Annotated in this window: 36 protein-coding genes; 4 read left to right on the top strand and 32 right to left on the bottom strand. The window is 69.7% G+C overall.

Annotated features, from left to right (window positions below; translation table 11 throughout):
- Window positions 1-1,329 (bottom strand): hypothetical protein (locus QSK32_RS43060; protein WP_285475294.1); only part of this gene is annotated, 1,329 nt, incomplete at its 3' end.
- Window positions 1,330-1,514: 185 nt separating this feature from the next.
- On the opposite strand from QSK32_RS43060, the gene QSK32_RS43055 reads away from it, so the two are divergent.
- A complete protein-coding gene (locus QSK32_RS43055) occupies window positions 1,515-1,781 on the top strand; it encodes a helix-turn-helix domain-containing protein (protein ID WP_285475293.1) in 267 nt (88 codons plus the stop codon).
- A gap of 270 nt (window positions 1,782-2,051) precedes the next feature.
- Window positions 2,052-2,282 (top strand): hypothetical protein, encoded by a 231-nt coding sequence (locus tag QSK32_RS43050; RefSeq protein ID WP_285475292.1) that lies wholly within the window; start codon window positions 2,052-2,054, stop codon window positions 2,280-2,282.
- Window positions 2,283-2,346: 64 nt separating this feature from the next.
- On the opposite strand, the gene QSK32_RS43045 is transcribed toward QSK32_RS43050, so the two are convergent.
- The 13 genes from QSK32_RS43045 to QSK32_RS42985 all read right to left on the bottom strand — a co-directional run bounded on the left by QSK32_RS43045 (window position 2,347) and on the right by QSK32_RS42985 (window position 9,052).
- The gene (locus tag QSK32_RS43045) at window positions 2,347-2,556 is read right to left on the bottom strand and encodes a hypothetical protein (RefSeq protein ID WP_285475291.1); all 210 of its coding nucleotides are present in this window, start codon (window positions 2,554-2,556) and stop codon (window positions 2,347-2,349) included.
- A gap of 3 nt (window positions 2,557-2,559) precedes the next feature.
- Window positions 2,560-2,820, bottom strand: a complete 261-nt coding sequence (locus tag QSK32_RS43040; protein ID WP_285475290.1) for a hypothetical protein — start codon at window positions 2,818-2,820, stop codon at window positions 2,560-2,562.
- Between the two features lie 63 nt (window positions 2,821-2,883).
- Window positions 2,884-3,282, bottom strand: a complete 399-nt coding sequence (locus tag QSK32_RS43035) for a hypothetical protein (protein ID WP_285475289.1) — start codon at window positions 3,280-3,282, stop codon at window positions 2,884-2,886.
- A complete protein-coding gene (locus QSK32_RS43030) occupies window positions 3,279-3,707 on the bottom strand; it encodes a hypothetical protein (RefSeq protein WP_285475288.1) in 429 nt (142 codons plus the stop codon). The genes QSK32_RS43035 and QSK32_RS43030 overlap by 4 nt, the downstream gene beginning before the upstream one ends.
- Complete coding sequence (locus QSK32_RS43025) at window positions 3,704-4,045, bottom strand: hypothetical protein (RefSeq protein WP_285475287.1); 342 nt, start codon at window positions 4,043-4,045, stop codon at window positions 3,704-3,706. The genes QSK32_RS43030 and QSK32_RS43025 overlap by 4 nt, the downstream gene beginning before the upstream one ends.
- 209 nt (window positions 4,046-4,254) lie before the next feature.
- Window positions 4,255-4,575 carry a hypothetical protein gene (locus QSK32_RS43020; RefSeq protein WP_285475286.1) on the bottom strand — a complete coding sequence of 107 codons (321 nt, stop codon included), beginning with the start codon at window positions 4,573-4,575 and terminating at the stop codon, window positions 4,255-4,257.
- Window positions 4,576-4,927: 352 nt separating this feature from the next.
- Window positions 4,928-5,356, bottom strand: a complete 429-nt coding sequence (locus QSK32_RS43015) for a hypothetical protein (protein ID WP_285475285.1) — start codon at window positions 5,354-5,356, stop codon at window positions 4,928-4,930.
- The gene (locus QSK32_RS43010) at window positions 5,353-6,216 is read right to left on the bottom strand and encodes a hypothetical protein (protein ID WP_285475284.1); all 864 of its coding nucleotides are present in this window, start codon (window positions 6,214-6,216) and stop codon (window positions 5,353-5,355) included. Before QSK32_RS43010 ends, QSK32_RS43015 begins: the two co-directional genes overlap by 4 nt.
- Window positions 6,213-6,407 carry a hypothetical protein gene (locus tag QSK32_RS43005; RefSeq protein WP_285475283.1) on the bottom strand — a complete coding sequence of 65 codons (195 nt, stop codon included), beginning with the start codon at window positions 6,405-6,407 and terminating at the stop codon, window positions 6,213-6,215. Before QSK32_RS43005 ends, QSK32_RS43010 begins: the two co-directional genes overlap by 4 nt.
- Window positions 6,400-6,741, bottom strand: coding sequence for a hypothetical protein (locus tag QSK32_RS43000; protein ID WP_285475282.1), 342 nt, complete (start codon window positions 6,739-6,741; stop codon window positions 6,400-6,402). The genes QSK32_RS43005 and QSK32_RS43000 overlap by 8 nt, the downstream gene beginning before the upstream one ends.
- Window positions 6,738-6,908 (bottom strand): hypothetical protein, encoded by a 171-nt coding sequence (locus QSK32_RS42995; RefSeq protein ID WP_285475281.1) that lies wholly within the window; start codon window positions 6,906-6,908, stop codon window positions 6,738-6,740. Before QSK32_RS42995 ends, QSK32_RS43000 begins: the two co-directional genes overlap by 4 nt.
- Window positions 6,905-7,309, bottom strand: coding sequence for a hypothetical protein (locus tag QSK32_RS42990; protein ID WP_285475280.1), 405 nt, complete (start codon window positions 7,307-7,309; stop codon window positions 6,905-6,907). The genes QSK32_RS42995 and QSK32_RS42990 overlap by 4 nt, the downstream gene beginning before the upstream one ends.
- A 171-nt stretch (window positions 7,310-7,480) precedes the next feature.
- On the bottom strand, window positions 7,481-9,052 hold the full coding sequence (locus QSK32_RS42985; protein WP_285475279.1) for a hypothetical protein: 1,572 nt from the start codon (window positions 9,050-9,052) through the stop codon (window positions 7,481-7,483).
- Between the two features lie 1,203 nt (window positions 9,053-10,255).
- On the opposite strand from QSK32_RS42985, the gene QSK32_RS42980 reads away from it, so the two are divergent.
- Together QSK32_RS42980 and QSK32_RS42975 are read left to right on the top strand one after the other, a co-directional pair.
- Window positions 10,256-10,975, top strand: a complete 720-nt coding sequence (locus tag QSK32_RS42980; RefSeq protein WP_285475278.1) for a nucleotide-binding protein — start codon at window positions 10,256-10,258, stop codon at window positions 10,973-10,975.
- A 2-nt stretch (window positions 10,976-10,977) separates the two neighbouring features.
- The gene (locus tag QSK32_RS42975) at window positions 10,978-11,910 is read left to right on the top strand and encodes a ParB/RepB/Spo0J family partition protein (RefSeq protein ID WP_285475277.1); all 933 of its coding nucleotides are present in this window, start codon (window positions 10,978-10,980) and stop codon (window positions 11,908-11,910) included.
- A 74-nt stretch (window positions 11,911-11,984) separates the two neighbouring features.
- Here QSK32_RS42975 and QSK32_RS42970 read toward each other — a convergent pair whose 3' ends face one another.
- The 18 genes from QSK32_RS42970 to QSK32_RS42885 form a co-directional block, all read right to left on the bottom strand.
- Window positions 11,985-12,593, bottom strand: coding sequence for a hypothetical protein (locus tag QSK32_RS42970; protein WP_285475276.1), 609 nt, complete (start codon window positions 12,591-12,593; stop codon window positions 11,985-11,987).
- 112 nt (window positions 12,594-12,705) lie between these two features.
- On the bottom strand, window positions 12,706-13,884 hold the full coding sequence (locus QSK32_RS42965; protein WP_285475275.1) for a DEAD/DEAH box helicase family protein: 1,179 nt from the start codon (window positions 13,882-13,884) through the stop codon (window positions 12,706-12,708).
- Window positions 13,881-14,840 carry a YqaJ viral recombinase family protein gene (locus QSK32_RS42960; RefSeq protein ID WP_285475274.1) on the bottom strand — a complete coding sequence of 320 codons (960 nt, stop codon included), beginning with the start codon at window positions 14,838-14,840 and terminating at the stop codon, window positions 13,881-13,883. Before QSK32_RS42960 ends, QSK32_RS42965 begins: the two co-directional genes overlap by 4 nt.
- A 168-nt stretch (window positions 14,841-15,008) precedes the next feature.
- Window positions 15,009-15,809 (bottom strand): hypothetical protein, encoded by an 801-nt coding sequence (locus QSK32_RS42955; protein ID WP_285475273.1) that lies wholly within the window; start codon window positions 15,807-15,809, stop codon window positions 15,009-15,011.
- Window positions 15,810-15,971: 162 nt separating this feature from the next.
- The gene (locus QSK32_RS42950) at window positions 15,972-16,529 is read right to left on the bottom strand and encodes a hypothetical protein (RefSeq protein ID WP_285475272.1); all 558 of its coding nucleotides are present in this window, start codon (window positions 16,527-16,529) and stop codon (window positions 15,972-15,974) included.
- Between the two features lie 279 nt (window positions 16,530-16,808).
- The gene (locus tag QSK32_RS42945; protein WP_285475271.1) at window positions 16,809-17,042 is read right to left on the bottom strand and encodes a response regulator transcription factor; all 234 of its coding nucleotides are present in this window, start codon (window positions 17,040-17,042) and stop codon (window positions 16,809-16,811) included.
- Complete coding sequence (locus QSK32_RS42940; RefSeq protein WP_285475270.1) at window positions 17,023-17,427, bottom strand: hypothetical protein; 405 nt, start codon at window positions 17,425-17,427, stop codon at window positions 17,023-17,025. The genes QSK32_RS42945 and QSK32_RS42940 overlap by 20 nt, the downstream gene beginning before the upstream one ends.
- Window positions 17,427-17,939 (bottom strand): nucleoside 2-deoxyribosyltransferase domain-containing protein, encoded by a 513-nt coding sequence (locus QSK32_RS42935; RefSeq protein ID WP_285475269.1) that lies wholly within the window; start codon window positions 17,937-17,939, stop codon window positions 17,427-17,429. Before QSK32_RS42935 ends, QSK32_RS42940 begins: the two co-directional genes overlap by 1 nt.
- Complete coding sequence (locus QSK32_RS42930) at window positions 17,936-18,298, bottom strand: HIT family protein (protein WP_285475268.1); 363 nt, start codon at window positions 18,296-18,298, stop codon at window positions 17,936-17,938. The genes QSK32_RS42935 and QSK32_RS42930 overlap by 4 nt, the downstream gene beginning before the upstream one ends.
- A gap of 8 nt (window positions 18,299-18,306) precedes the next feature.
- On the bottom strand, window positions 18,307-18,672 hold the full coding sequence (locus QSK32_RS42925; protein WP_285475267.1) for a hypothetical protein: 366 nt from the start codon (window positions 18,670-18,672) through the stop codon (window positions 18,307-18,309).
- A gap of 158 nt (window positions 18,673-18,830) precedes the next feature.
- A complete protein-coding gene (locus tag QSK32_RS42920; protein WP_285475266.1) occupies window positions 18,831-19,148 on the bottom strand; it encodes a hypothetical protein in 318 nt (105 codons plus the stop codon).
- A gap of 6 nt (window positions 19,149-19,154) precedes the next feature.
- Entirely contained in the window at window positions 19,155-19,391 is a 237-nt protein-coding gene (locus QSK32_RS42915; protein ID WP_285475265.1) for a hypothetical protein, read from the bottom strand.
- The gene (locus QSK32_RS42910; RefSeq protein WP_285475264.1) at window positions 19,391-19,696 is read right to left on the bottom strand and encodes a hypothetical protein; all 306 of its coding nucleotides are present in this window, start codon (window positions 19,694-19,696) and stop codon (window positions 19,391-19,393) included. The genes QSK32_RS42915 and QSK32_RS42910 overlap by 1 nt, the downstream gene beginning before the upstream one ends.
- A complete protein-coding gene (locus QSK32_RS42905; protein ID WP_285475263.1) occupies window positions 19,693-20,025 on the bottom strand; it encodes a hypothetical protein in 333 nt (110 codons plus the stop codon). The genes QSK32_RS42910 and QSK32_RS42905 overlap by 4 nt, the downstream gene beginning before the upstream one ends.
- Window positions 20,025-20,390: a DUF4326 domain-containing protein gene (locus tag QSK32_RS42900; RefSeq protein ID WP_285475295.1), complete on the bottom strand. Its 366-nt coding sequence runs from the start codon at window positions 20,388-20,390 to the stop codon at window positions 20,025-20,027. Before QSK32_RS42900 ends, QSK32_RS42905 begins: the two co-directional genes overlap by 1 nt.
- A gap of 54 nt (window positions 20,391-20,444) precedes the next feature.
- Complete coding sequence (locus QSK32_RS42895) at window positions 20,445-20,825, bottom strand: hypothetical protein (protein WP_285475262.1); 381 nt, start codon at window positions 20,823-20,825, stop codon at window positions 20,445-20,447.
- A complete protein-coding gene (locus QSK32_RS42890) occupies window positions 20,800-20,979 on the bottom strand; it encodes a hypothetical protein (protein ID WP_285475261.1) in 180 nt (59 codons plus the stop codon). The genes QSK32_RS42895 and QSK32_RS42890 overlap by 26 nt, the downstream gene beginning before the upstream one ends.
- Window positions 20,976-21,122 (bottom strand): hypothetical protein, encoded by a 147-nt coding sequence (locus tag QSK32_RS42885; protein WP_285475260.1) that lies wholly within the window; start codon window positions 21,120-21,122, stop codon window positions 20,976-20,978. The genes QSK32_RS42890 and QSK32_RS42885 overlap by 4 nt, the downstream gene beginning before the upstream one ends.
- Window positions 21,123-21,236: the final 114 nt, after the last annotated feature.

Raw genomic sequence — 21,236 nt, 5'->3', positions numbered from 1 at the left:
CTGGCGGTTCAGTTCCTGGTCCAGTTCGGTGACCCGCTGGGTCTGGCGGGTCAGGTCGCGGTTCGCTTCGGTGAACCGTTGGGTCTGGCGGTTCAGGTCGCGGGTCAGGGTGGTGACCCGTCCGGTCTGGCGGGTCAGTCTCTGGGTCAGTGCGGTGACCCGTCGGGTCTGGCGGTTCAGGTCGTGGGTCAGCTGGGTGACCCGGTTCGCGTGGGTGTCCCGTTCGCCCTGAACCGTCGTGAGCCGGTTCGCCCAGGTGACCCGTTCGGCGTCGTGTTCGGCGGTTCGGGTCGCCTCGGCGGTTCGGGCGTCGGTGGCGGTTCGGGTCAGCTGTTCGGTGAGGCGGTTCACCTCGGCGCGGTTCAGGTCGGCGATCCGGTTCAGGTCGGCGACGACGGTGCGGTGGGTCGCTTCGGCTTTCACCCGGGTCTGGCGTTCGGCCGCGAGTTTCGCGCGCAGGTCGGTGAGCGCGGCGGTGACCTGTGTGGTGCGGATCCACGGCAGGATCCAGATCCACCAGGGGGGTGCGTCGACGCTGCGTGCCCGGCGGAGGGCTTTGGTGTACCGGACCTGGCGGAGGTGTTCCACGGCGTCGGCGACGGCGGCCGGGGCGCCGGGGCGGGGTGGGTGGTTACGCCAGGCGACCCAGGCGCAGAGGGTGTTGGTCGGCCAGGTGATCCAGCGGAGGCCGAACTTCGGGTTTTCGCGGACGATGTGGCCGGTGCCGCCCTCGAACTGGGCCAGGAACTCGTGGAAGATCAGCATGCCGAGGATCGACAGGATCGCCAGGTAGACGGCGCCCAGGACGGATCCGCCGCCGGCCTCGTGCAGGAAGTTGAGTCCGGCGGAGGTGAGCATGCCGGCCCAGGCGATGTGGATCGCCTTGTCGGGGTTGAGGGCTTTCTTGACGGCCCGGAAGGCGAGCAGGGCGAACGCGATCGCGATGCCGTCGAGGGTGAATGGGACGAGGTATTCCCAGCCGCCGGTCCATTTCAGGTCGTCGCGGCCGAAGCCGGTGAGCCCGCGGGCGGAGCCGATGACGACGGCGATCCAGAACAGGCTGGCGGGGACGAGCGCTGCGATGAGCAGTTTGCGGTCCTGGCGGTCTTCGGCGGTGAGTTCGGTGCGGTTCTTGCCTGCGCGCTGGCCTGCCTTGTAGGCCTGCAGGCGCAGCATCGGCAGGCAGAACAGGGTGCCGAGGCCGAGGACGACGACGATGGTCACCCAGGCCAGGGCGGGGATGTTGGTGGCCCAGCTGGTGGCGGTGTCCCAGGTGGTTTCGGCCCAGCCGCGGTCGGCGCTCGGGGTGGCTGCGCGCGCGGGGGTCACGGGTGGGCTCCGGGTCCTGCCGTTCGGGGGAGCGGCCGGTGGTGGGTGTTCATGGTCGGCAGTCTTGCACGCGTGTGTGAGTTTTGCGAGTTTTGCGAGTTTTGGCCACCCGGACGGGTGCGGCAGTTTCCCGGGCGGGATGATCTGATGGGCTTGCGAGGTTTGCGACTTTGAAGGGGCGCCACGTGACGGAGAAGACCCAGGACGGGCATGCGCCGCGGCCGACCATGTCGGTCAAGCGGGCCGCGGAGCTTCTCGGAGTCCATCCGGAAACCGTTCGCCGCTGGATCGACGACGCCGACGCGGCGGGCGCCTCGGTCGCGGTCCGCAACCGCGACGAGCACGGGAAACCGGTCAAGGGCCGCCACCGGCGCCCGTACGCCGACGCCGTGCAGGAGTGGGCCCGCCGCCGGTCCGGCGAGGCGGCACGGCCCGGGCCGGACGAGGACTGAGGGGGCGCCGGCCGGGCGAGGCCGCCGGCGCCGCGATATGGGCGGCCGCGACCGGCTGGCAACCGCTTTCTTCGGGTGAGTCACGGCATCGATTGTTGCACCATTTTTGGTCGGTCGTTAGCGTGCTTGTACGTCCTGCGTGCGGCCGCCGGCAGGGTCCGGGCATCCACCAGCACGATTGCCCACTCCGGGGCGGCAGGGCCGTGGCGAGATGGCACGGGCAGGCCTGCGGCGTACCGCCGCGGGCGCCGATCGGGGAGAGGCGGCAGGGTGGCCGAGGACAGGCGGATGCAGGGCGAGCCGGGAGACCCGGGCGATCCGGAGGGTCCGGGAGCGGGGCGGGTGCCGTTGCCGCGTCAGCCGCGGGCGTGCGCGGACGCGGTGGCGCTGTACGACGAGCTGTTCGCTCTGGCAGCCGGCGGCGGCCAGGATGAGGAGTGGGCGCCGGTGGTCGACGCGTGGTTCGCCCGGCAGGGGCTCACCCCGCTACGGCGGCCCTGAATCGACGAAACGGCCCCGCCGCCCGGGTCTCGGGTGGCGGGGCCGTTCGCTGTCCGCGGGGCGGTCAACGCCACTCGAAGAGTTCCTCGCCGTCCTTGACACATTCGTACTCGGTGTACGTGCGGGTCTTGCCGTTCTTGGTCTTCGTCTCGACGTCGGTGACGACCTGGCCGCCGCGGCGGGCGCATTCGTCGCGACGCGATTCGCAGGCAGCCGTGCCGAGCAGGCTCAAGGCCAGGGCGATGGTCAGGGCGATCGAGCGGATGTGGTCCATCGGTCAGTGCTCCGGGTGCTGGTCGTGGCGGTGCAGGAGAGCGCGGGTGCTGAGGAGGACGGCGAGGTATGCGGTGCTGCCGCCGGCCAGGTAGACGGTGAGGCCGAGGGAGGCTCGGCTACAGCCGGGCTGGGCGCTGGTGATCTCGTGGAGGGTGCAGGAGAGCGGTTCCACCTCGGCCAGCAGGGCGATGACCGCGGCCATCGCGGCGAGGGCGATCAGGGTGATGCCGATCTGGGCGGGGGTGTGGTGGGCGGGGTGCACGCGTCTCCTTCGGGCGTGGCCGGCCCGCCCTCCGCGAGTGCGGTGGGCGGGCCGGGTAGGACATCAGATGTGGGCGAGGAGCCCGGATTGTTCGGGTTCCCACCATGCGGTGAGCGGGCCGTGGGAGTATCCGCGGAAGTGCACTGTGCCGAAGCCGGCCATGTGCCGTCGTGCCTGTGCCATCCGGGACTCGACGTACCAGCCGGGCTGGAAGTAGGTCGGCGGGCAGCAGCCGTGGTCCAGCTCCAGCAGGTACTCGCTGACCTCGACGCCGCCGCAGACAGGGTCGCAGCACACCCAGGCGTCGACAGGGGCGCCGGCGGGACCGATGTGGGCGGTGTAGGGCAGCAGGACCCGGCCGCGGCGGTGCCGGGTGACGAAGTCGCCGACGTCCGGTGCGGTGGTCCGGGCGAGTTCCCACAGCAGGTCACGCTGAGGCGCCGGCGGGAGTGAGGTGCTCATTTCCGGTGTCCGGTCTTCGTGCGGATGATGTTGTCGCGTTCGATCCAGGCGAGCCGGTCGTGGAGCTGTTCCAGGCGGCGGGGCCGGAGCCAGCGGTGCAGGTGGCGGGTGCCGTCGGGGCGGCCGGGGTAGGCGTGAGGGCCGCTGGTGGTGAGGGTGAGGGTGGCGGGCCGCCACCAGCGGCGTTCGTCCCAGGTGACGCGGGTGATGGCGTCGGGGCGGATGTGCTGGACGCGGTGGTCGCGCAGCAGGATGCGGCGCCACCGGGCGGGTCGCAGCAGCAGGCCGCCTTCGGTGGTCCAGCTCAGGGTGATGCCGGAGGCGGTGACGGGGCGTTCGGCGGGGTTGGCGGCGGCGGGGCCGGCGAGGGCGGCGATGGTGTGGCTGGTGTCGGCGGCGGCGGCCCGGTGCCGGGTGGTGATCATGCGTCGGTCCGGGGCTCGGCGATGATCTGGCGTGCGGTCGGCGGGGCGGTGGCGGGGCGGACCGGGGTGCGGGTCTCGGCGGCGACGTCGGCGGCCGGGGCGAAGCGCTCGCGGGCGGCGGGGGTGTGGTGTCCGGGGGTGGCCGGGCCGAAGCGTTCGTCGAGGAGCTCGCGGGGGGTCTCGGCGCCGGTGGTCTCGGCCAGGAGGGCGGCGGCGAGGGCGGTGAGCTGGTCGGTGGTGGCCGGGTGCCCGGTGTGCGGGCGGGCCGGCTGGACGATGTGGTCGAGGTTCCGGGGCCGGGAGGCGCGGGTGCGGGCGCGGAGGTAAGCACGGTTCACGGGGCGTTTCTCCGATCATGGCTCGGTGGCCGGAAACGCGGCTGCCCGGGACACGGGGATGTGGTGGTCCGGTGTCCCGGGCGCCAGGTGTCAGGTGCCGGGCGTGCCCTGCTGCGAATAGGGCTTGCCCGATGCCCCGACGCTACACGTGCTCGGAGTCATGCAATATGGGCTGTCGTGATTTTAGAGCGGTCATTCACTCCTGTGGGTCAGGCGAGTTCGGGGCGGAACGCGATGCTGGGCATGCCGCCGTAGCGGTCGGCTAGGGCAAGGACGTAGCCGACGACGTCGTCGGGGCGCAGGATCCGTTCGGTGAGGTCGGTCTGGTCGTCGGGTCGCTCGTATCCCTGCGGCGGTGGGATGAGCAGGGTGTAGGTGACGGTGTCGTAGGTGTGGCCGGCGCCGTCGGTGTAGCCGGGCGGGTTCTCCGATTGGTAGGTGACCCATCCTTCGTCGTCGGCTGCGATGAGCAGGGTGCGGCGTAGTGAGGGTGGGGACAGCTCGGGGCTCACGGGCAGGTCGTCAGGCACGTCCTCTCCTCCGGATGTGGCAGGGCGGCGGCGAGCGCGGGCCCGTCGCTGTCGCCAGAGAGCGCGGGTCGCGCTGCTGCCGGTGGTTCGGCGCAACACACGTTAGGACTATCGGTGCTCGTGTCGCCGCGTCTACGGGAGATGGCATTGGCCACTGTGGACAGTAGGCCGCCGGGTCTACCGTGGGCGCGGTCCGGGGTCTGGCGGACCTCGGCGACGGGCGGCATCGACTTTCCTGCCCGAGATATTGGGGCAACAGGCCTGTTGTGCGCATCTGGGCTCACCGGCCGGGTGGTTTCCGCAACCCGATGGTGATCTTCCGGTGCCCGGCTTCCCGCCCGGCGCCGGCGGGTCAGCCTGCTCCGGGCGGGACGACCTTCGACCAGGCGGAGGCGCCGCAGCGGCCGCAGGACCAGTGCCAGCCCACTACCGGCTCGTACTGGTACGGCTTGTCCACCGCGACGGTCGGGGCGTGGCCGCAGGAACACGTCTGCCGGCCGTCGGTGACCTCGAGGACGCCCGCTGCGGGGGTACGCCACAGGTTGTCGGCCCGGTCGTACGTGTAGAGCAGCGCCCCGTCGGCGCCGGTCACGGTCACCGTCACGGTGCCGCGGCAGCAGGTCAGTTTCCGCGCCTGGCGGCGGGCCACGGCGACGTCGTCGTGCACGGTCTCGACGGTCTGGTCCTGCCCGGCGACGGTCATGGTCAGCGCGCAGGCGACCGGCTCGACGATCCGGACCGGTGCCGGACGCCCCGGCGGGTTCTCGGGGTGGGTCGTCATCGTCGGGACCTGCTCTCGGCGCACGGGTCGCAGAAGGTTCCGCCCGGGTAGAGCCGGGCCGGTTCGGTCTCATGACCTGGAGTTTGGCAGCGGTGGGGGTAGGTCCGACAGATATGCCGGGCAACCCGGTGCGAGAACGGCAGGCCGTCTTCCCCGGCGGCCACCGCCCGGACCGCCCACCGGCGGCCGTCCCAGAGGGCGATCAGGTCGTAGAGCCCGGCCTGCAGGTCGACCAGGGCCGGGCCGCCTTCACCGTCGAGGTGCGGCAGGGCGGCGGGGCTGACGGCGCCGCAGGCCGGGCAGGTCCGGGCGGCCGGGTCCTGGCCGGCGCCGAGTTCGGCCAGCGGGGGCAGGGGCGGGGCGTCCTCGAGGGCACGGCCGCTCGTCCCACCGGGTCGCGGCGCGGTGGCCGTCGACGGGCCGGGGACGGCATGGAGACGCCGGCCGACGGGCTGCGGGTCCAGACCAGCTGCGGCGAGCGCGGCCGCGCCGGTGACCGGGGTGTCCGGTGCTGGCTGGCGGGGTGCCGGGACGCGTCCCGCGGGTGTCAGGGCCGCGTCCGGGACAGTCCGGGACTGTCCCGGACAGGTGCCGGCGTGCGCGGTCCACCCTCGGCCGTCGGCGGGTGGGGTCTCACCGTCGGCGAGGGCCCGCATGCGCCAGTCGCCGGGGGCGCGCATCGTCCAGACGAGCCGGCCGTCCGGGTCCGGGGTGTAGTCGACCGCGATCTGCTCGCCGTCGACGGTCTTGGCGTGGCGGATCTTCGCCCGGCAGCGGCGGTGCGGGCAGACGTCCGCAGCGGTCGGGCGGCCGGGTGAGGTCGCCGACCCGGGCCGGGACCGTACCGCGGAGCCGGTCATCGGCCCGGGTCCCGGCGGGCGTGGTCGTTGAGCAGGCCGACGATGAGCTCGGCCAGGGCGCGGTCGTCGTGGAGGGTGACGGCGACGAGCTTGTCGTCGGGGCGGCGGCCGCGGTCGTCGGCCGGCCCGGTGCCGGTACGGACGATCGTGGTTCCCCAGGACCCGCCAACGCGGTACGGCTGGTCAGGCATGGTGGATCACCTCGACGTCGCCGAGCTGGTTCAGCTCTGCCCAGGTAAGCCCACCCTTGCGGCTGGCCCAGCCGCCGGAGTACCAGCGGTCGTCGCCGAGCCGCTGGTAGGCGACCGGACGGGGGCCGACCATCAGCAGGGCGACGGAGCCTACGTCCGGTTCAGCCAGGATCGGCTTACTGGTCGGCGTGCACAGGTCGGCACGGACGAACGCCTGGATTTGGTCGGTTTTGGAGAACAGCTCGACGCCAAGGTCGACATCGTTGGGGTGCAGCTCGACGACCTTGGCGGTGATGGCGACCCAGGTGCCGGGCTGCGGGCGGTTATCGGTCACGGAGTCTCCTCGAGGACGGGCCCGCTCCAGCGGGTGGGGCCGTGCCGGTGCTTCTCGCCCCGATCGAGGTGTCCGGCGTCGAGCTGGCAGCGCATCGGGGTACCGGGGACGGTCAGGACGGCGGTGCAGATCGTGGCCGCGTCACGCAGATGCCGGCGCCGGGTCATCCGGCCATGCCCAGGTCGCGGGCGTGGTCGCAGTACTCCCAGCCGTCGTAGCCCTGCCAGCAACCGCAGTAGGGCTGGACGAGGTGTTCGATGTATCCGGCCGTCCAGCCGGTCTTGGCGGCCAGGCCGGCGACGGTGAACGGCACCCGGTCAGCGGCCTCGCGTTCGGCAGATCGGCGAGCCCGGGCATCGGCAGCCCGCTGGGCGCGGTCCTCCGGGGTGGCGTTGGCCCAGTCAGCCAGGCCTTGGCGAAAGGCTTCGTCGTCGGCGATCTGCTCGTCGGTCATGATGATCGTGGTGCCGTACTTCTCGACGGTGTACATCGCGGTCCGGGCGTGCTCGATGTCGCGAAGGACGACAGCGGGCCTGGCGTTCGGTCCGGGCCGGGGCGGCATGCGCACGGTGCTCCTCTGCAAGTGGGCGTGGGGTTCGTCAGGCCCAACAAGGTCCGAGGCATCGTGGCGCGGGAACATCCCCTGGACGTGTCGGGGGAAGCTGTTCCCGCGCACGGTTGCCTCACGACAATCAATACCCGCTGTAATCGCCTCTCCCGGCACAGCTGGCCAAATGCCTCATGCGGGTACCGAAGCGCCCAGAACTTCAACCACAGGCCCATCCTGGGCGCCTAAACCGGCGTCAGAACCAGGTCGCGGGGGAAATTCTGCAGGGTATGCGGCCATGAGGGCCGCAGCCATTCGAGCGCGTGCCTCGTCGGTCTCTGCACGGGCATGGGCGTCTTCGGAAGGCTCTTGCCGAGGCTTCACCCGAGGCTTTGGCGCAGTACTGGCCGGTTTTGCACTGCTGCGGCGGGCCTCGTGTTCAGCTACGGCTGCTGCGACCCGGGCACGGTTCTCCTCCGCAAGCTGCCGGCCGTTGGTCTTCGGGTCCGAGGCGTGAGGGCTGGACGGGGATGTGCCTCGTTCGTCGGCCAGCTGCGTCATGGCGTCGCGCCAGTGGGGGCACTCCGCGATGTGCCACATGCGCATGGGCACGGTGAACGGGTCCCGGGCGCCGATCAGGAAGGCGCGGCGAACCAGTTCGGCATCGCGCTGTCCGACCTCTCGGACCGCCGCCGATCCGATCACCTTGCGGAGTAGCCGGGTCGACCACAGTGGGGCGGCGGTGGCCACCTCGTCGAGCAGGGTCTGCTCGACGCTGGTGAGGACCGGCCAGTGGGCGTCCGACTTCACGTACTCCGCGGTCTCTTGGTTTGTCGTCTCCGGAGACGTCATCGGGTTCTGCTGGTCTGCGGTTTTCGTAGCGTGAGTTGCGCTCTTAGAGGGAGCAGAAGGAGTACGGAGAGTTCCCCTATCACCTGCAGTAACACCAAGAGTTGTTTCCCGCCCTCTGTTCGGGGGGGCAAGTTCCCCCGAGCTCGGGGCGGCTAGTCCACCTCCATCCGGGGGGGCTTGTTCCCCCCCATGGGGGGGAACAAGGGATGTCGTTTCGGGGGCCGCCTTCTTGGCTTTCGCCTTTGCTCGGCGCTCTTCGCGATCGCGTGCGTCGGCCTCCAACCGTGCCGTGACCGCGGAACCGTTACGGGCGTACCACTCAGCGGGCGACACCGGGCCGGCATAGCCGCGGGGTGGGAACATCTCCACGGTGTAGTACTTCTTAGCCGGTACGCCGACGATGTCGATGGCGATCGCGCCGAGGGCGATGAGTTCCTTCTCGAAGACGCTGATCTTGTCGCCGCGCGAGTAGGACACGACCTGGCCGCCGCGGTGGTACATCAGGATCATCGCCAGGGCCTCGGAGCTCGTCCAGGTGAGGTCGTCGCCACGGCGGTCGTTTACGTGTGACCGCAGAATCGCGTACAGCGCCTTCGCGGTGGCGCTGATGTTGGCGAACAGCACCCAGTCGTGAACGGGCGTGTGGGTCGGGCCGCTGCGTGTGCCTCCGCGGACGCCGACGTCGAACCGGTTGGGCGCAGTCTTCGCGGCGGCCTTGGTGGCCTGTTGGCGGCGGGGACGGCCTTTCGGTGGGGTGCGGCCGGCGCTCATGCGGCGCCTGCGTTCGGAGTACGGGTGGCCGGCGGCGCGTACGCGCAGGTGTTTCGCCAGGTGGTGGGCGTGTCCGTGATGCGTTTGTGGTAATTCACAGGAGGTGTCGCTCTCGATGTAGTTGCGAGAGCCGCCCGGCATCGTAGAATCGTTAACGTTCTGGGCGAACGTGAATGTCCGTCCAGGCCGAGTGGCGAGTCGCGTGTGTCTTGGGAGACGGGTGCGGGATCTCTACTTGCAGCGGTTACGTCGAGGGCTCGCAGGTGGCACTGCGAGTCCTCAGCCGTTTCAGGCCGCGGACTGGCCGAGCACGCGCTCTGCGTCGGCGAGCAGGTAGTCGCGGAGTCCGCCTTCGGTGGCGGGGTAGCCGTGCAGCTCGATGAGCGCCCAGATCTTGTCCGCTTCGTCATCGTGGGCGCGAGTCTTGACCCACCTTTTGCGTGCACCACGCTCTGTTGCTGGGCGGCCTGGTCCGCGGCGAGTTGCTGTGTCCATCGGCGGAGGTCCCCTCCAATTACTAGGTCTCGGTAATTGGCGACCGTACCGGCAATCGATCGGATTTGCTCGACCAGACTCGGCGTGTCGCCGACAAGCCTCGATCGAGTGACGACCTCGCGAGGGTCGGCCGGGGCGAGGAAAACGGACGTGAAGAGTCCCGTGAGCACGTGGAGCATGACCTGATCTCTCAGACAGGCGAGCAACACGAACGGGCAGCCCACAAGGCGTGGCAGACCAGTGTCCGGCTGGTCGGCTATGCTAGGGCCGCCGCGTACGCGTGTTCGCACTCAGATGTTGTGTGCGTACTTACTTCGTGGAGTAGTAGGGCGTTGGGCTTGTGATTTCGGGCGCTGCGAAGAACGGCGGGCAACCGCCTTAGTTCGAACGTTGCAAGTTTCCGGTCTTGATCAGCCGGATTCCAGAACCTCCTTCCCGATGCGTGCGTTGAACGGCCCGCTGGTGTTGTCCGCGCCGGCGGGCCGTTTCTCTATCTCCAGGGCCCGCCCCGGTGAGGCCGATACGCCCCCGGATCGTAGTCACCCCGAGCCGACGCAAGCGAGCACCCGCGAGTCTGTGGCGCCGCGCGATGCCAGGTAGATCCACATATGCCCCGGGATGGGTCCCCCGGAAGAAGTCGCAATGTGCGACATGCCGGACGCGCCGCGCCTCGAGGACGAACACCCGCCGGCACCGAACTCATCGGACAGCCGGTGTGGACCCGGCCGTTTCCGATCACGCACCAGGCGAAATCTCCGGTGTGCCGATCATCCACGCAGGTCAACACACCTCTACGATGTCCCGTACCGAAGTACCGGGACCCCTCGGGAAGCACACGGAGGAGACACCATGGCGACGAAGATCCATGTGATAGCCAACCAGAAGGGCGGCGAAGGCAAGACGACCATCTCGGTCAATCTCGCCGCGATCACCCACTCTGTCCTCACCGACTCCAACAGCCCCTTGGAGAAGCAGCAGGACCAGAGCGCCGGCCACAGCCCCGTCATGGTCGCTTCCACTGACCCCCAGGCTTCCTCGGTCTGGTGGGCCAACCGCGTCGGCGAGCGCGGTGGGCTGCCCTTCGACTTCACCCAAGTCGACCGTCCCAGCGACCTGGAGAAGCTGCGCGGCCTCGGCTACGAGCACATCTTCGTCGACACCCCCGGCAGTCTGGAGAACGCGCACATCCTGCGTGCTTCTCTCGACCAGTGCGACGACGTCGTCATACCCATGCAGCCCGCGGCGCTCTCCTACGAGCCGACCCGGCTGACCATCAACAAGGTCATCAAGCCGCTCGATCTGTCCTACCGCGTCGTCGTCAACAACTGGGACCCTCGCGACGGAACCGTCGACCTCCAGCAGACCGCCCAGTACATCGCCAAACAGGGCTGGCCGGCCTGCAAGACCGTCGTCCGCCGCTACAAGATCCATACCCGGGCGAGCGCCGAAGGACAGGTCGTCACCCAGTACCCCCGCAACCGCGTCGCCGCCGAGGCCCGCGAGGACTTCCTCCTGCTCGCCCTCGAGCTCGGCTACGGCGGCACCCGCAGCACCGCGAAGGAGGCCTGACCGTGGGGAAACGCGTCGACCTCTCCGAACTCGCCGACGAACCCGCCTTCAACGAAGAACGGGCACCCCAGTTCGCCGCGCGGCACCCCGACAAGGTGCCCGCTGAACAGGTGGCCCCCAACCCGCTCAACTCCCGGGTCATCAACCCCGACTCCCGGCAGTTCAAGGAACTCAAGGCGTCGATCGAAGAACGCGGCCAGATCGAGGACTCCACCGTTGCGACCCGCGACGCCTTCCTCAAGATCTACCCCGAGTTCAAGAGCCAGATCGGCACCTGCCCCTACGTGCAGGTCACCGGCGGCCAACGCCGAGCCATCGTCTACGCCCTCGCCCGCCCCCTCGGCATCAGCGTCAAGGACGAACTCGCCACCGACCGCGCCACCTGGGTAGCCGCCACCGCCGAGGAAAACCTCAAGCGCGCCGGCTACAACGCGATGGAGGAAGCCGACGCGGTCGCCCTGGTCGTGAAGGAATGCGGGAACAACCAGTCCGAAGCGGCACGCCGGCTCACCATGAGCCGAGGCTGGGTGAACCAGCGGGCGATGTTGCTACGCCTGGACCCTGAAGCCCAGCAGCTCCTCCGCACACACGCCATCCCCGTACACGAGATCAGGGGCACCGGCCTGGACTGCCTTCCCCGTGAGGAACAGCTCGCCCGAGTCCGAGCGATTGTTTCCGCCAGGGAGACTGATACGGTCGTATCAGGTGCCACCGGCACTGCCGAAACGGCGGCGAACAAGCCACCCGTTCCCCGCCAGCCGACCTCCCGCGCCGCGTCCGCCATGCGCAAACTCGGCCGCATCCCCGCCGACCGCGCCGAAGAACGCGCCGCCGTACGACGCCAACTCGGCGAAGCGCTCCGCACCGAACTACTGTCCTGGGAAGACCGCAGGGCTGTCGCCGAGGAACTCCTGCGCGACGCGCCCACCGACTGACCCGGAATCGGCCCACAACGACCGAGGCCCTCACCCAGCACGGGTGAGGGCCTCACATGTCGCCGCGCCGGGCCTCAGCCCGCGACCGGCTCCTGGCCGCCGAGCCAGCCGGGCTCGTCCGCGTCGACGTGCACCTGGACACCACGGAACGGATCCCGCACCACCCGCTGCTCAGCCGGCACCTGCCGGGCCGCAGCACGCGCCGCCTCGAACTCCCGGAGCCGGCGGCGGCCGTCCTCGAGGGCGGGCCACTCCCCGGCGGGCACAGCCCGTCCGTCGGCGAACTGGACGCCCAGCACGACGCCGTCGCGTTCGAGCCCGGCCGCGTTCAGCGCCGCCTCGGGCTCGCTGCCGAAGATGTCGTAGGTGGTGTTGTCGAAGTTGTTGACATACCAGACCGCGACCGGCTTCCGCGGCTCGTCCTGCCCGGCACCGGCCGGTGCGCGCTCACCCGGAGGCGCCTGCTCTCGGTGTGCCCGGATGAGCAGCAGGGCGAGAGCACCGATGGTCTTGTCCAACTCGTTGACGCGCAGGTCGTCCTTCATCAGGTCGTAGAGAGCACGGCCTGCGGCCGTGTCATCGGCAATGTCGTCGACGACGGACGCCTTCTCGGCGAGGACAGGCAGCAGGGCCTCCAACGTCATGTCGGTGAACCGGCGGCCGGCGGGCTCGATCGTGGTCACTGGCGGGGCTCCTTAAGTCCGATGATCTCGATGTTCGGGTTCTTCATGCTTCGTCCATCGTCTTCGGAGATGGGCGGGCCCGTCCTCGAGGACGGGCCCGGTGCGTAACGGGCTACTGGGAGGCGTGGCTGGTTTCGGTCTGGTCCTGGCGCCCGGCGGTGGGCACCGTCTCGGCAGGGGGGCTCTGGCCCGGCGCCTCGTCGGCGCTCGGGATCCCGGGCGTGACCGGCGGCTGCCCGTCGGGTGCCGTGTCGAGGTCGGGTTTCGGGTCCGTGACCGCAGCCGTTCGTGCTCCGGCCGGGTCGAACCGCATCAGGTCGAACACCAGCCACTCGATGCTGAACGGCGGGAAGGTCATCTCCTTGCCGTTACGCATCCGCGGCTTGCCGTCACAGATGATCGGGTCGTCGATCCCGGGCCGCAGCCCGCGCCGGCCGACCCGGACGCCGAGGACTGCGGGCGGGATCTCCCGGTCGAGGCGCACGAACGCGTGGGCCTCGTACGGCGTCTCCGACTGCACCGCCACCCGGTACGTCTTCTCCCCGCGCCGGGCGGCCATGTTGTCGATCTGCCCCTGAGCGTTGACGATCACCCCGTCCTTACCGCGGGCGGTCATCACCACGACCGCCTGCATGCTCTTGAGCTGGCGGATGATCCGAAGCCACATCTTGTTGACCGCCGACCAGTTCAACGGGCCGATGTTCACACTGGCGTATGGGTTGCGCATCAGGTCAGCAGCAGTCGAGTCCTCGCGCCGGGCGCGGGCTTCGGCGATCGCCGAGAACAAGTCCCACAGGACGCTGCCGGAGTCGACCAGGACCAGCTGAGGTTTGCCGTCCACCAGAGGCTGCGCGTTGATCTCCGCCGCGATCTGCTCCACCGCCGCGGTGAACTCGTACGGCGAGCCGTCGTGTTCGACGATCCGCGCCTGCGGGTCGTACTCGGCGATCTGGTCCGGGTCCTCCCCGAACGGCAGCACCCACGTGCGCCCGAACCGGCCGGACGCCGCGGCGATCCCCACCGCGGTGGTCTTGCCACTGAACTCGCTGCCGGTCAGCAGGATCAGCGGCCACACACACCCGGCCTTCGGTGCCCGGGTCCGCAGCTTGTACGAGTCACGGGCCGGCGGGCGTACCGCGGCCCGCTGCCCCCGGGGCCCGGCCTGCCCGCCGCGCTGGGCGCGGCCGTCGGTGTCGGCGGGCGGCTCCTGTGCCCCGGACAGCCACGCGTCGTCGGCGACCGGCCGGGCCGCAGCGGTGACAGTGGTGGGGCGGTCTGCGGTCGTCGTCATCGCTTTGGCTCCTTGAGCACTCGGTACGGCTTCTTGCCGTTCATGCCGGCCCAGTCCCACGTGAGGATTTTCCGGGCGTTGTCGGTCAGGGTCAGCGCTCCACGTAGAGCGGCTTTGATCTTGTTTTCGACCAGGTCCAACTCGCCGGTCAGCACCTTGATCTGTTCTTTCAGCTCGCGCCGCCGTCGCGCCCACTCCGCCGAACCGGCCACCTCCGCGAATTGGTCCAGCTTCTCCGGCGGCAGACTCGACGCCTTGATCGCCTCCGTCGTCGCCTCCGACCCGTCGACGTCCGGCTCGTGGCCCAACTCGATGTGCCACCACCACCAGTCGTCCACGGTCTTGACCATGGCGTCCAGCTCCGCGTCGTCACGCTCGATACGCCACCACCGCAGGCCATGCCGGCCACCGTCGGCGATCACGTAGCCGTGCGGGGCGCCGGTGACGGCCATGCACCACTTGACCTGAGTGACCGCGTGCACCGCCGGGCCGTGTTTCCAGGCCTGGCCCCAGTCGTCGGTGTCCGGTGCTTTCATCTCCGCGACACCGCCGTCGGAGGTGAACCGGTCCGGGTTGCACCGCAGGTGCTCGGCACCGTCGACGACCCACGTCCCGGTGCGCCGCAGGGCGATCCGGGTCTTGTCGGCGAACCACTGCCCGAGCATCAGCTCGGCGTACCGCCCCCTGGTCATGATCGGCGTCTCGTCCACCGGTCCGCGGTAGCCCATCTTTGTCAGCCAGACGCCGTACTCGCGCTCGTAGCCGACCAGGCCGAGGATCGCGGCGATGTCCGACCCGCCGATCCCGTTGAGTCGTTCGTCGCGCCACGTCTCGTACATCGTGATCGACGCGTCAGCGGGCAGAACCTCGACCGCGTCGACGGGGCGCAACCAGCCACCAGGCTCCAGGCTCGTCGTGTTGTGCGCATCAGCCGGGCGGCTGATAGCCTCGCCCATGCAAGTCTCCAAACGTTCGCGCGAATGATCTTTCGGGTTGTGAGCACGACAGTTGGGTCTTGTCTCTGAAGGCCGCCCCTGCAAGGGCGACCAAGATCGGTCCGCACTCCGAACGCGATGAGGCGTCCACCTCAGTCCGGAGACCGCGGGCCGATCGTCATATCCCGGCTACGGCATCGCGCCGAGAAGCCGCTCGACCTCCGCGACCTCCAGCCCAGTCCGCTCAGCAATCGTCGACGCCGCCCCGGACATGTTCTTGCGCCGGCCGTCCGCCATCAGCGTGTTGGCCAACGCTGTGACCTGAGCCGCCAGCGCCGTCCCGCCCAGCCCGGTCAGGTCCCACGGGTCGTCCTCATCACGCAGCTTCCGCCCCGCAGTCACCCGCCGGGCCACCTGCCGCACCGACAGCGCCCGGTCCCGGGCCACCTGCGCCTTGGCCTCCTCGAGGGAAGCACCCTGCGCGATCAGCGCCTCGACCTGACCGAGGATCTCGACCGCCTGGTCCTGCATCGGCGGCCGCCGCCGGCGCCGCGGCGCCACATCCCCGACACCCTTACGCCGGCCCACCGGCTTGTGCCGGACCGACCGGCCCTGCCGGTCCATCAGCCCGACCCGCATCATCCACTGCCGGGCCCGCCCGGCATACCACCACGGCGCCCGGCCGAAATAGCCGTCCGGCGCCACGATGGCCCGATCGTGCGGCACCGGCGGAGTCCGGCCCCGCCGGCGTGCCCTATCGGCGGCCTCCCGCCATTTGTAGTAATCCGAGACCCACACCCGGAACCGGCCCGTCGACCGGCCGGACTCCGCCGCGAACCGAGCGGAATCCCACTGCTCATCGTCGGTGGTCAACGCCCGGTACAAGTCGTCCGGCCGGTTCAGCAGAGCGGCGAACTTCGCGGGTGGCTGTCTCAGGGGTGGAGAGGACGGCCCTGGTGGGCGCGGGTCGGCGGTCGCGGTCGCGGCCATGATCACCTCGTGTCAGGTCAGGGGTTCAACCACCAAAAACATATCCGGCCGCCCAAAATCACGCAACAACACGTAACGGTCACTAGCCCGGAAGATACGAAAAGAGCAGGTCGCGCACCCACCACCCGGGCACACGACCTGCTCCACCACCCCACCAACCAACTACACGACGCCCAACTCCCCGATCGCCTTCAACGCCACCGACACCCGATACGGCAGCCGACACGACTCACACGCCGGCTCCCCGAACTTCGTATCCCCGAACTCAGCACCGTGATACCGACACGTCTGCGGCAACCCGGCCAACGCAGTCCCCGCCCTACCCAAAGCCCACTCCACCCGCTCCAGACGGCGATGCGACTCGACATACCGATCCCGGCCCCGGACCGCGGCGTCCAACTGCCGGCGCATCTCCCCGAGCAGGGCATCCTTGCGCTGGAGCTCCGTCTCCAGCCCGGCACGCACCTCAGCCACCGCCACGTCGACGTCCTCCCGCGGCCGTTCCTCGATCGCCTGCCGGACATAACAAGCACCGTCGAGCAACTCCTCGTACAGATCCCGGAGCGCATCCCGCCCGTTCCCCGGCTGCAACGTGGTCCCGTACCGCTCAACACCCAACCGCTCCCGCACGACCAGGTCCTCGCGCACCATCGACTGCACCGACGGCGACCCGTTCGGCACCGGAGCCACCTGCTCCTGCACCAGATCCTCACTACGCAACTCGTGCACTCCCTTCCACCGGCGCAGCGCCGGTCGCATCCCTCGCGGCCAGCGCCGCCTCACCACCCGGCGTCAACCGAAACAACCTGCTCCCCGGCTCCGGCTCCCCGACCACCCACCCGGCATTGACCGCCTTGCGGTGGGCACGGCCGGCCCGCTTGTTCTGCCCACCGTGGCGAAGCCCCCGCTGCATCACGAGGCCACCCTCTGACAGGTAGACTCGCCCGTCCTGCACCGCACGCAAGAAAAACGCATCATCGACCGTCAGATACACCCCGGTCACCCGGCGCTGCCGAGCAACCCGGCCTGATACCCACGCGCGACCAGATGCGCCCGATTCCGCGCATCCAGCTTCAACCGCGCCTCCAACAGCCGCGCCCGCGCCGTCGTCTCACTGATCCGCATCAAGACCGCGATCTCCTCGTCCGTATGGCCCTCCGCGACCAGCCGCAACGCCTCAACCTGCCGCGGGCTCAACGCACCCCGTCCGATCTCAGCGACCCGGTCCGTCACCACCGCGTTTCTCGGCACCACCCACCACCTCCTCCCACTTGATGCCAACCCACGCGCCGATGACCTCCTCACCAACCGGCTCGAAGAGGTTGAGCTGGGTGCCCGCCAACGGCAGTTCGCTGGTGAAGAGCGGCGCGGGGAGGAACCCGGTGCGCTCGGCGAAAGCCTTCATGCTGTGCGTGATCCCGGCAGCAGCGGCACCAGCGCCGGTGGTCGCGTATCGCCAAATGCCGGGGGTGAGCCAGCCAGCGGCCAGGCACGCCTGGGTGTCCGCATCTCCGGTCTTGCGGTTCATTTTCTCGAAGACGCGCAGCTCGCCGTTGCACACACGGAGGATGATCACCTGAGCCGGGGTCGGCACGGGCCGGGTCAATACGCCAGCCATCACGACTCGCCACCCGAGAGACCCTGCGCGGTAACCAGATCGAGCAGCGCCAAAGCGCCGGCCACAGTGCCGTCGAGGGACTCGTACACCGGCACTCCAAACCGCCGGGCGGTCCAGATCAGGTAGCGGTTACCCTTCGGCGACGGGCAGTCCGGCGGGCACCCGAGGACAGCGCGGCCGGAGCCCACGTACAGGCCGAACTCGACGTTGGTCGTGAAGGCTGGCATCGACTGGAGGTCGCGCGGGATCCAGAACAGGATCGCGCCAACGGCGTCCAGGCCGGCGACCTCCCACCCGACCTGATCGTGGTAGTCAACGGCCCACCGCCCGTCCCGGGGCTCCGGGACGAGGACGGTCAGCGGCTCCGTGCCAGTCCAGGTGTCGCCGAGCGCGGCGATCGCGTCCGGCCGCCAGGAGGGCACCGCCGCGGACCTTGGGGTCGGGCCGGCCAGGAACACCGACGGGCCGCCCGCGGGGATGGGCTCGCGAGCCCAGACGAGGTTGAGGGTCATGCCGTACCTCCGACGGTTTGCTGTGGCGTCCACGGCAGCGGCAGGCCATCGCCGTGGCTGCGCGGTACGACGTGGATATGGAGGTGGAAAACGGTTTGGGTAGCGGCGGCGCCCCGGGACGTGATGATGTTCGCCGCGTCCAGCTCGCCCGCGAGCTCGGCGGCGCGCGCCATCGTCCAGGCCGACACGACGGGGTCCACACCGACGTCCGCGACGTGGGTACGCGGGATGACCAGGGTGTGGCCCGGGTGGACGCCGCCGATGGGGCGGATGGCGATGCTGTCGTCCCACGAGCGGATCATGATGGCGGGTGCTTCGCCGGCGATGATGGCGCAGAAAACACAGGTGGCGTCACGCATCGCGCGGCTCACGGTTCGCCGACCGATGGCTGTGAACCGGTATCTCTGCGCAGCACGTTGAAGCCGATCTCCGTGAGGGCAGCCCGGAGGCCAGAGAGCGTCCGGTCGGCATCGTGGGTGATGCACTGCTCCCACGTGTCCATCTGCGCACCACGCCGATAGGCGACCATTGCTCGGTCGAGCTGATCCGGCGTGACTTCTATGGGGTCGGACATTCGTGCCGGGCCGGTGCGCGTCAGGCTCAGCGACCACCACTTACCGCCGACGATCTGAGTGATCCTGATCGACTGGTACGCACCATCTTTCGTCTCATGACACAGGCGGAACTGAGTCCATCGGAAGGTCAGCAGGTACGTCTTCCAGCGGCTAGCCACGCCGCTCACCTCCCACCTGACGACGACGGGCGGCAGCCAGCGCTTCCCATGCCCGGTAGTGGCCGCGCTGTGAGCGGACGGCCTGATCACCGAAGAACTTCCGGTAGCGCCGCAGATACCGCTCCCACTGGCGCAGTTTCCGGTTAGCGCAACGGACGCTAGGCACCAGACACCTCCGGCGGATACGGACGGACATCCATGACGTCCTGGTCAGCGGGCTGGAACAGGTTGCGGAACTCGGCGTCCTCACGTGCCCGGAAGTCACCGCTGGGTGTCCGGTAGATCCAGTCGCCGAAGTTGGCCTTGTTCCGGCCAGTGGGCTCGAAGACGGTCAGACCGGAGCAGGACTTGTCCGGCTCGATGAACGGCTTGGAGTCGGCCCACTCGAAGACGGCGTTGATGTTGTCCCGGGTGAGTTGGACGGCCGGCACGGTGAACCAGCCGCGCTTGAAGTACTGAAGGTCAGGAGTACGCACGGAAGTTCACGCCTCCCTGGTCGCCGGGTGGTTTGTGATCCGGTAGCCGGGGCTCGGCTTGAGCCCCGGTGCGCCGAAGAGCGGGACGACCTTGAGGTCGCCGTCGGCGAGCGGCATCTGGCCGAGTGCGGTGCGGCCGTCCTTGGCGGCCGGCTCGGTCGGGTAGGGGCCGAAGGCGCCGAGGATGCCGCTGCCGTCGCTATAGGTCAGGACGACGGCGTAGCCGGTGATCGGGCTGGTCATCAGAAGGTCACCGCCTGGGGGTAGGTCGAGCCGCAGCCCGAGCCGTGGACGTCGAGGGCCATGCAGGAGCGGCACCGGCCGTCCTCGCCGCAGACGCCCATGACCGGGTTGGCCGCGGGCGCCGGGTCGGGCCGGTCGGTGAGCGCCGGCGCGAGGAGCTCACGGAAGCGGGCGTACTCGGTGGTGGTCATGGTGAGCTGACCGCTGCCGCCGAGGTGCTGGCCGCCGGTCGCGGCGAAGAGCCGGAAGTGGACGTGGTGGCCGTTGTCGCTGAAGACCTTGATGCCGAAGCGGACGTCGCTCATGCGATCCGCCTCGCGTTCGGGTCGGGCGTCGCGAACCGCTCGACCTGGGTCTTGATGTCGGTGACCTGGCCGGGCTTGAAGTCGCGGGCGAAGCCGCGCGGCGCGGTGGTGATGACGCCGTCGGCGTCGAGCTCGAAGTAGTCGAAGTTGAGGGTCGAGCTGCTGCCCGAGTGGCGCTGCATGGTGCGGACGCGGATGGCGTAGCCGCCGTCCTTGCGCTCGTGCACGGCGGGGCACCAGCGGTCGCCGAACCAGTAGCTGGCGTCGGCGAGCGGGAAGTAGCGCTCGATCTCGGCGATCGTGATGACGCGGGGCGGGCGCTTGCTCATCAGGCGCTCACCGCCATGTTGGCCAGCTCGAGCAGGACGTCGGCGTGGCATGGCTGGTCGAGCGGGCACCAGCACGCCAGGTCACGGCTGGCGAGGACACGGGTCCGCAGGGCCGCCTTCATCACGGTGTGCGCCTGGATCAGCTCGGCGTCCCAGAACATCGGGTGGAGCTCGTCGGCGTCGATCCAGGAGCGGAACTTCCGGACCACCTCGGCGGGGGTCCACAGGCACTGGATCGTCGGGCCGCAGAAGTCGACGCCGACCCGGAACGGGTTGCCGAACTTGGTGGGCCGGCCGACGTAGACGGCGCCCTCGGGCATCCGCCACCCGGCGGTGCGGCGGCGCTGGATCCGGGCCGGGGGCATGCCGGTCAGCGGGTTGTTCCGTACGGGGACGGAAAGACGGTTACCCACGAGATGTCAGGCCTTCCGGGTCAGAGCGTCGACGGCGAAGTGGAGCCGGTTCTCGGCGGCAACCCGGGAGCCGCGGTCGCCGGCCCCGTCAGCCTCAGCCCAGGCCACCGCCGCGGCGATGAGGGTTACTTCCTCACTGGTGGCCAGGTGGTTCTCGCTGGCCGGGACGTCCTGGCATCCGCAGGTGCCCGTGTGGAGGTCGCGGTGCTTGCCGTCTGGTCCGAGCGGCCGGTGCCGGTCGCATTCGTCGATCAGCCGGCCGAGCCGGGCGATGTGGATCTCTTTGTGTTGCTGGCCCAGGTCGGAGCCGCCGATGCAGGCCTGCGCCACGGACAGCGTCTCGCGTAACATCTTCGGCCCGTCAGGGACCTCGTAGCTGGTGGTCATCGGCGTTCAGCCTTTCGCTCGTGGCCGGGTCGGCGATCTGCCCATCGGAGTAACCGGCCTTCGCGAGGCGCCGGGTGACCACGACGTCGTCGAAGTCGGCGTAGTCGGTGTGACGGGTGACCAGGTAACCCTGGCCACCCGCAGCGCTGGTCATGGACCGTGCTCCCGGTGGGCCGAACACGTCGTGGACCAGGGCGCGCAGAGCGTGTAACAGCGGCGGCAACGGCCGAGGCCGGCCCAGCCGGAGATCGCGAAGACCGTGGCGGTCAGGGCCAGCAGCAGGATGAGGACGGTCACCGGCGGACCACCAGCCCGAGAGCGATCAGGCAGAGACCCAGGTACAGGCCGCCGAGCGACTCGACGACCAGCACCGGGTGGGCGAGCAGACTGCTCACAACGGCACCCGCACGT

The sequence above is a fragment of the Actinoplanes sp. NBRC 101535 genome (genome assembly GCF_030269225.1).
GTDB lineage: Bacteria > Actinomycetota > Actinomycetes > Mycobacteriales > Micromonosporaceae > Actinoplanes > Actinoplanes rectilineatus.
This window is presented reverse-complemented; position numbering and strand designations above follow the sequence as displayed.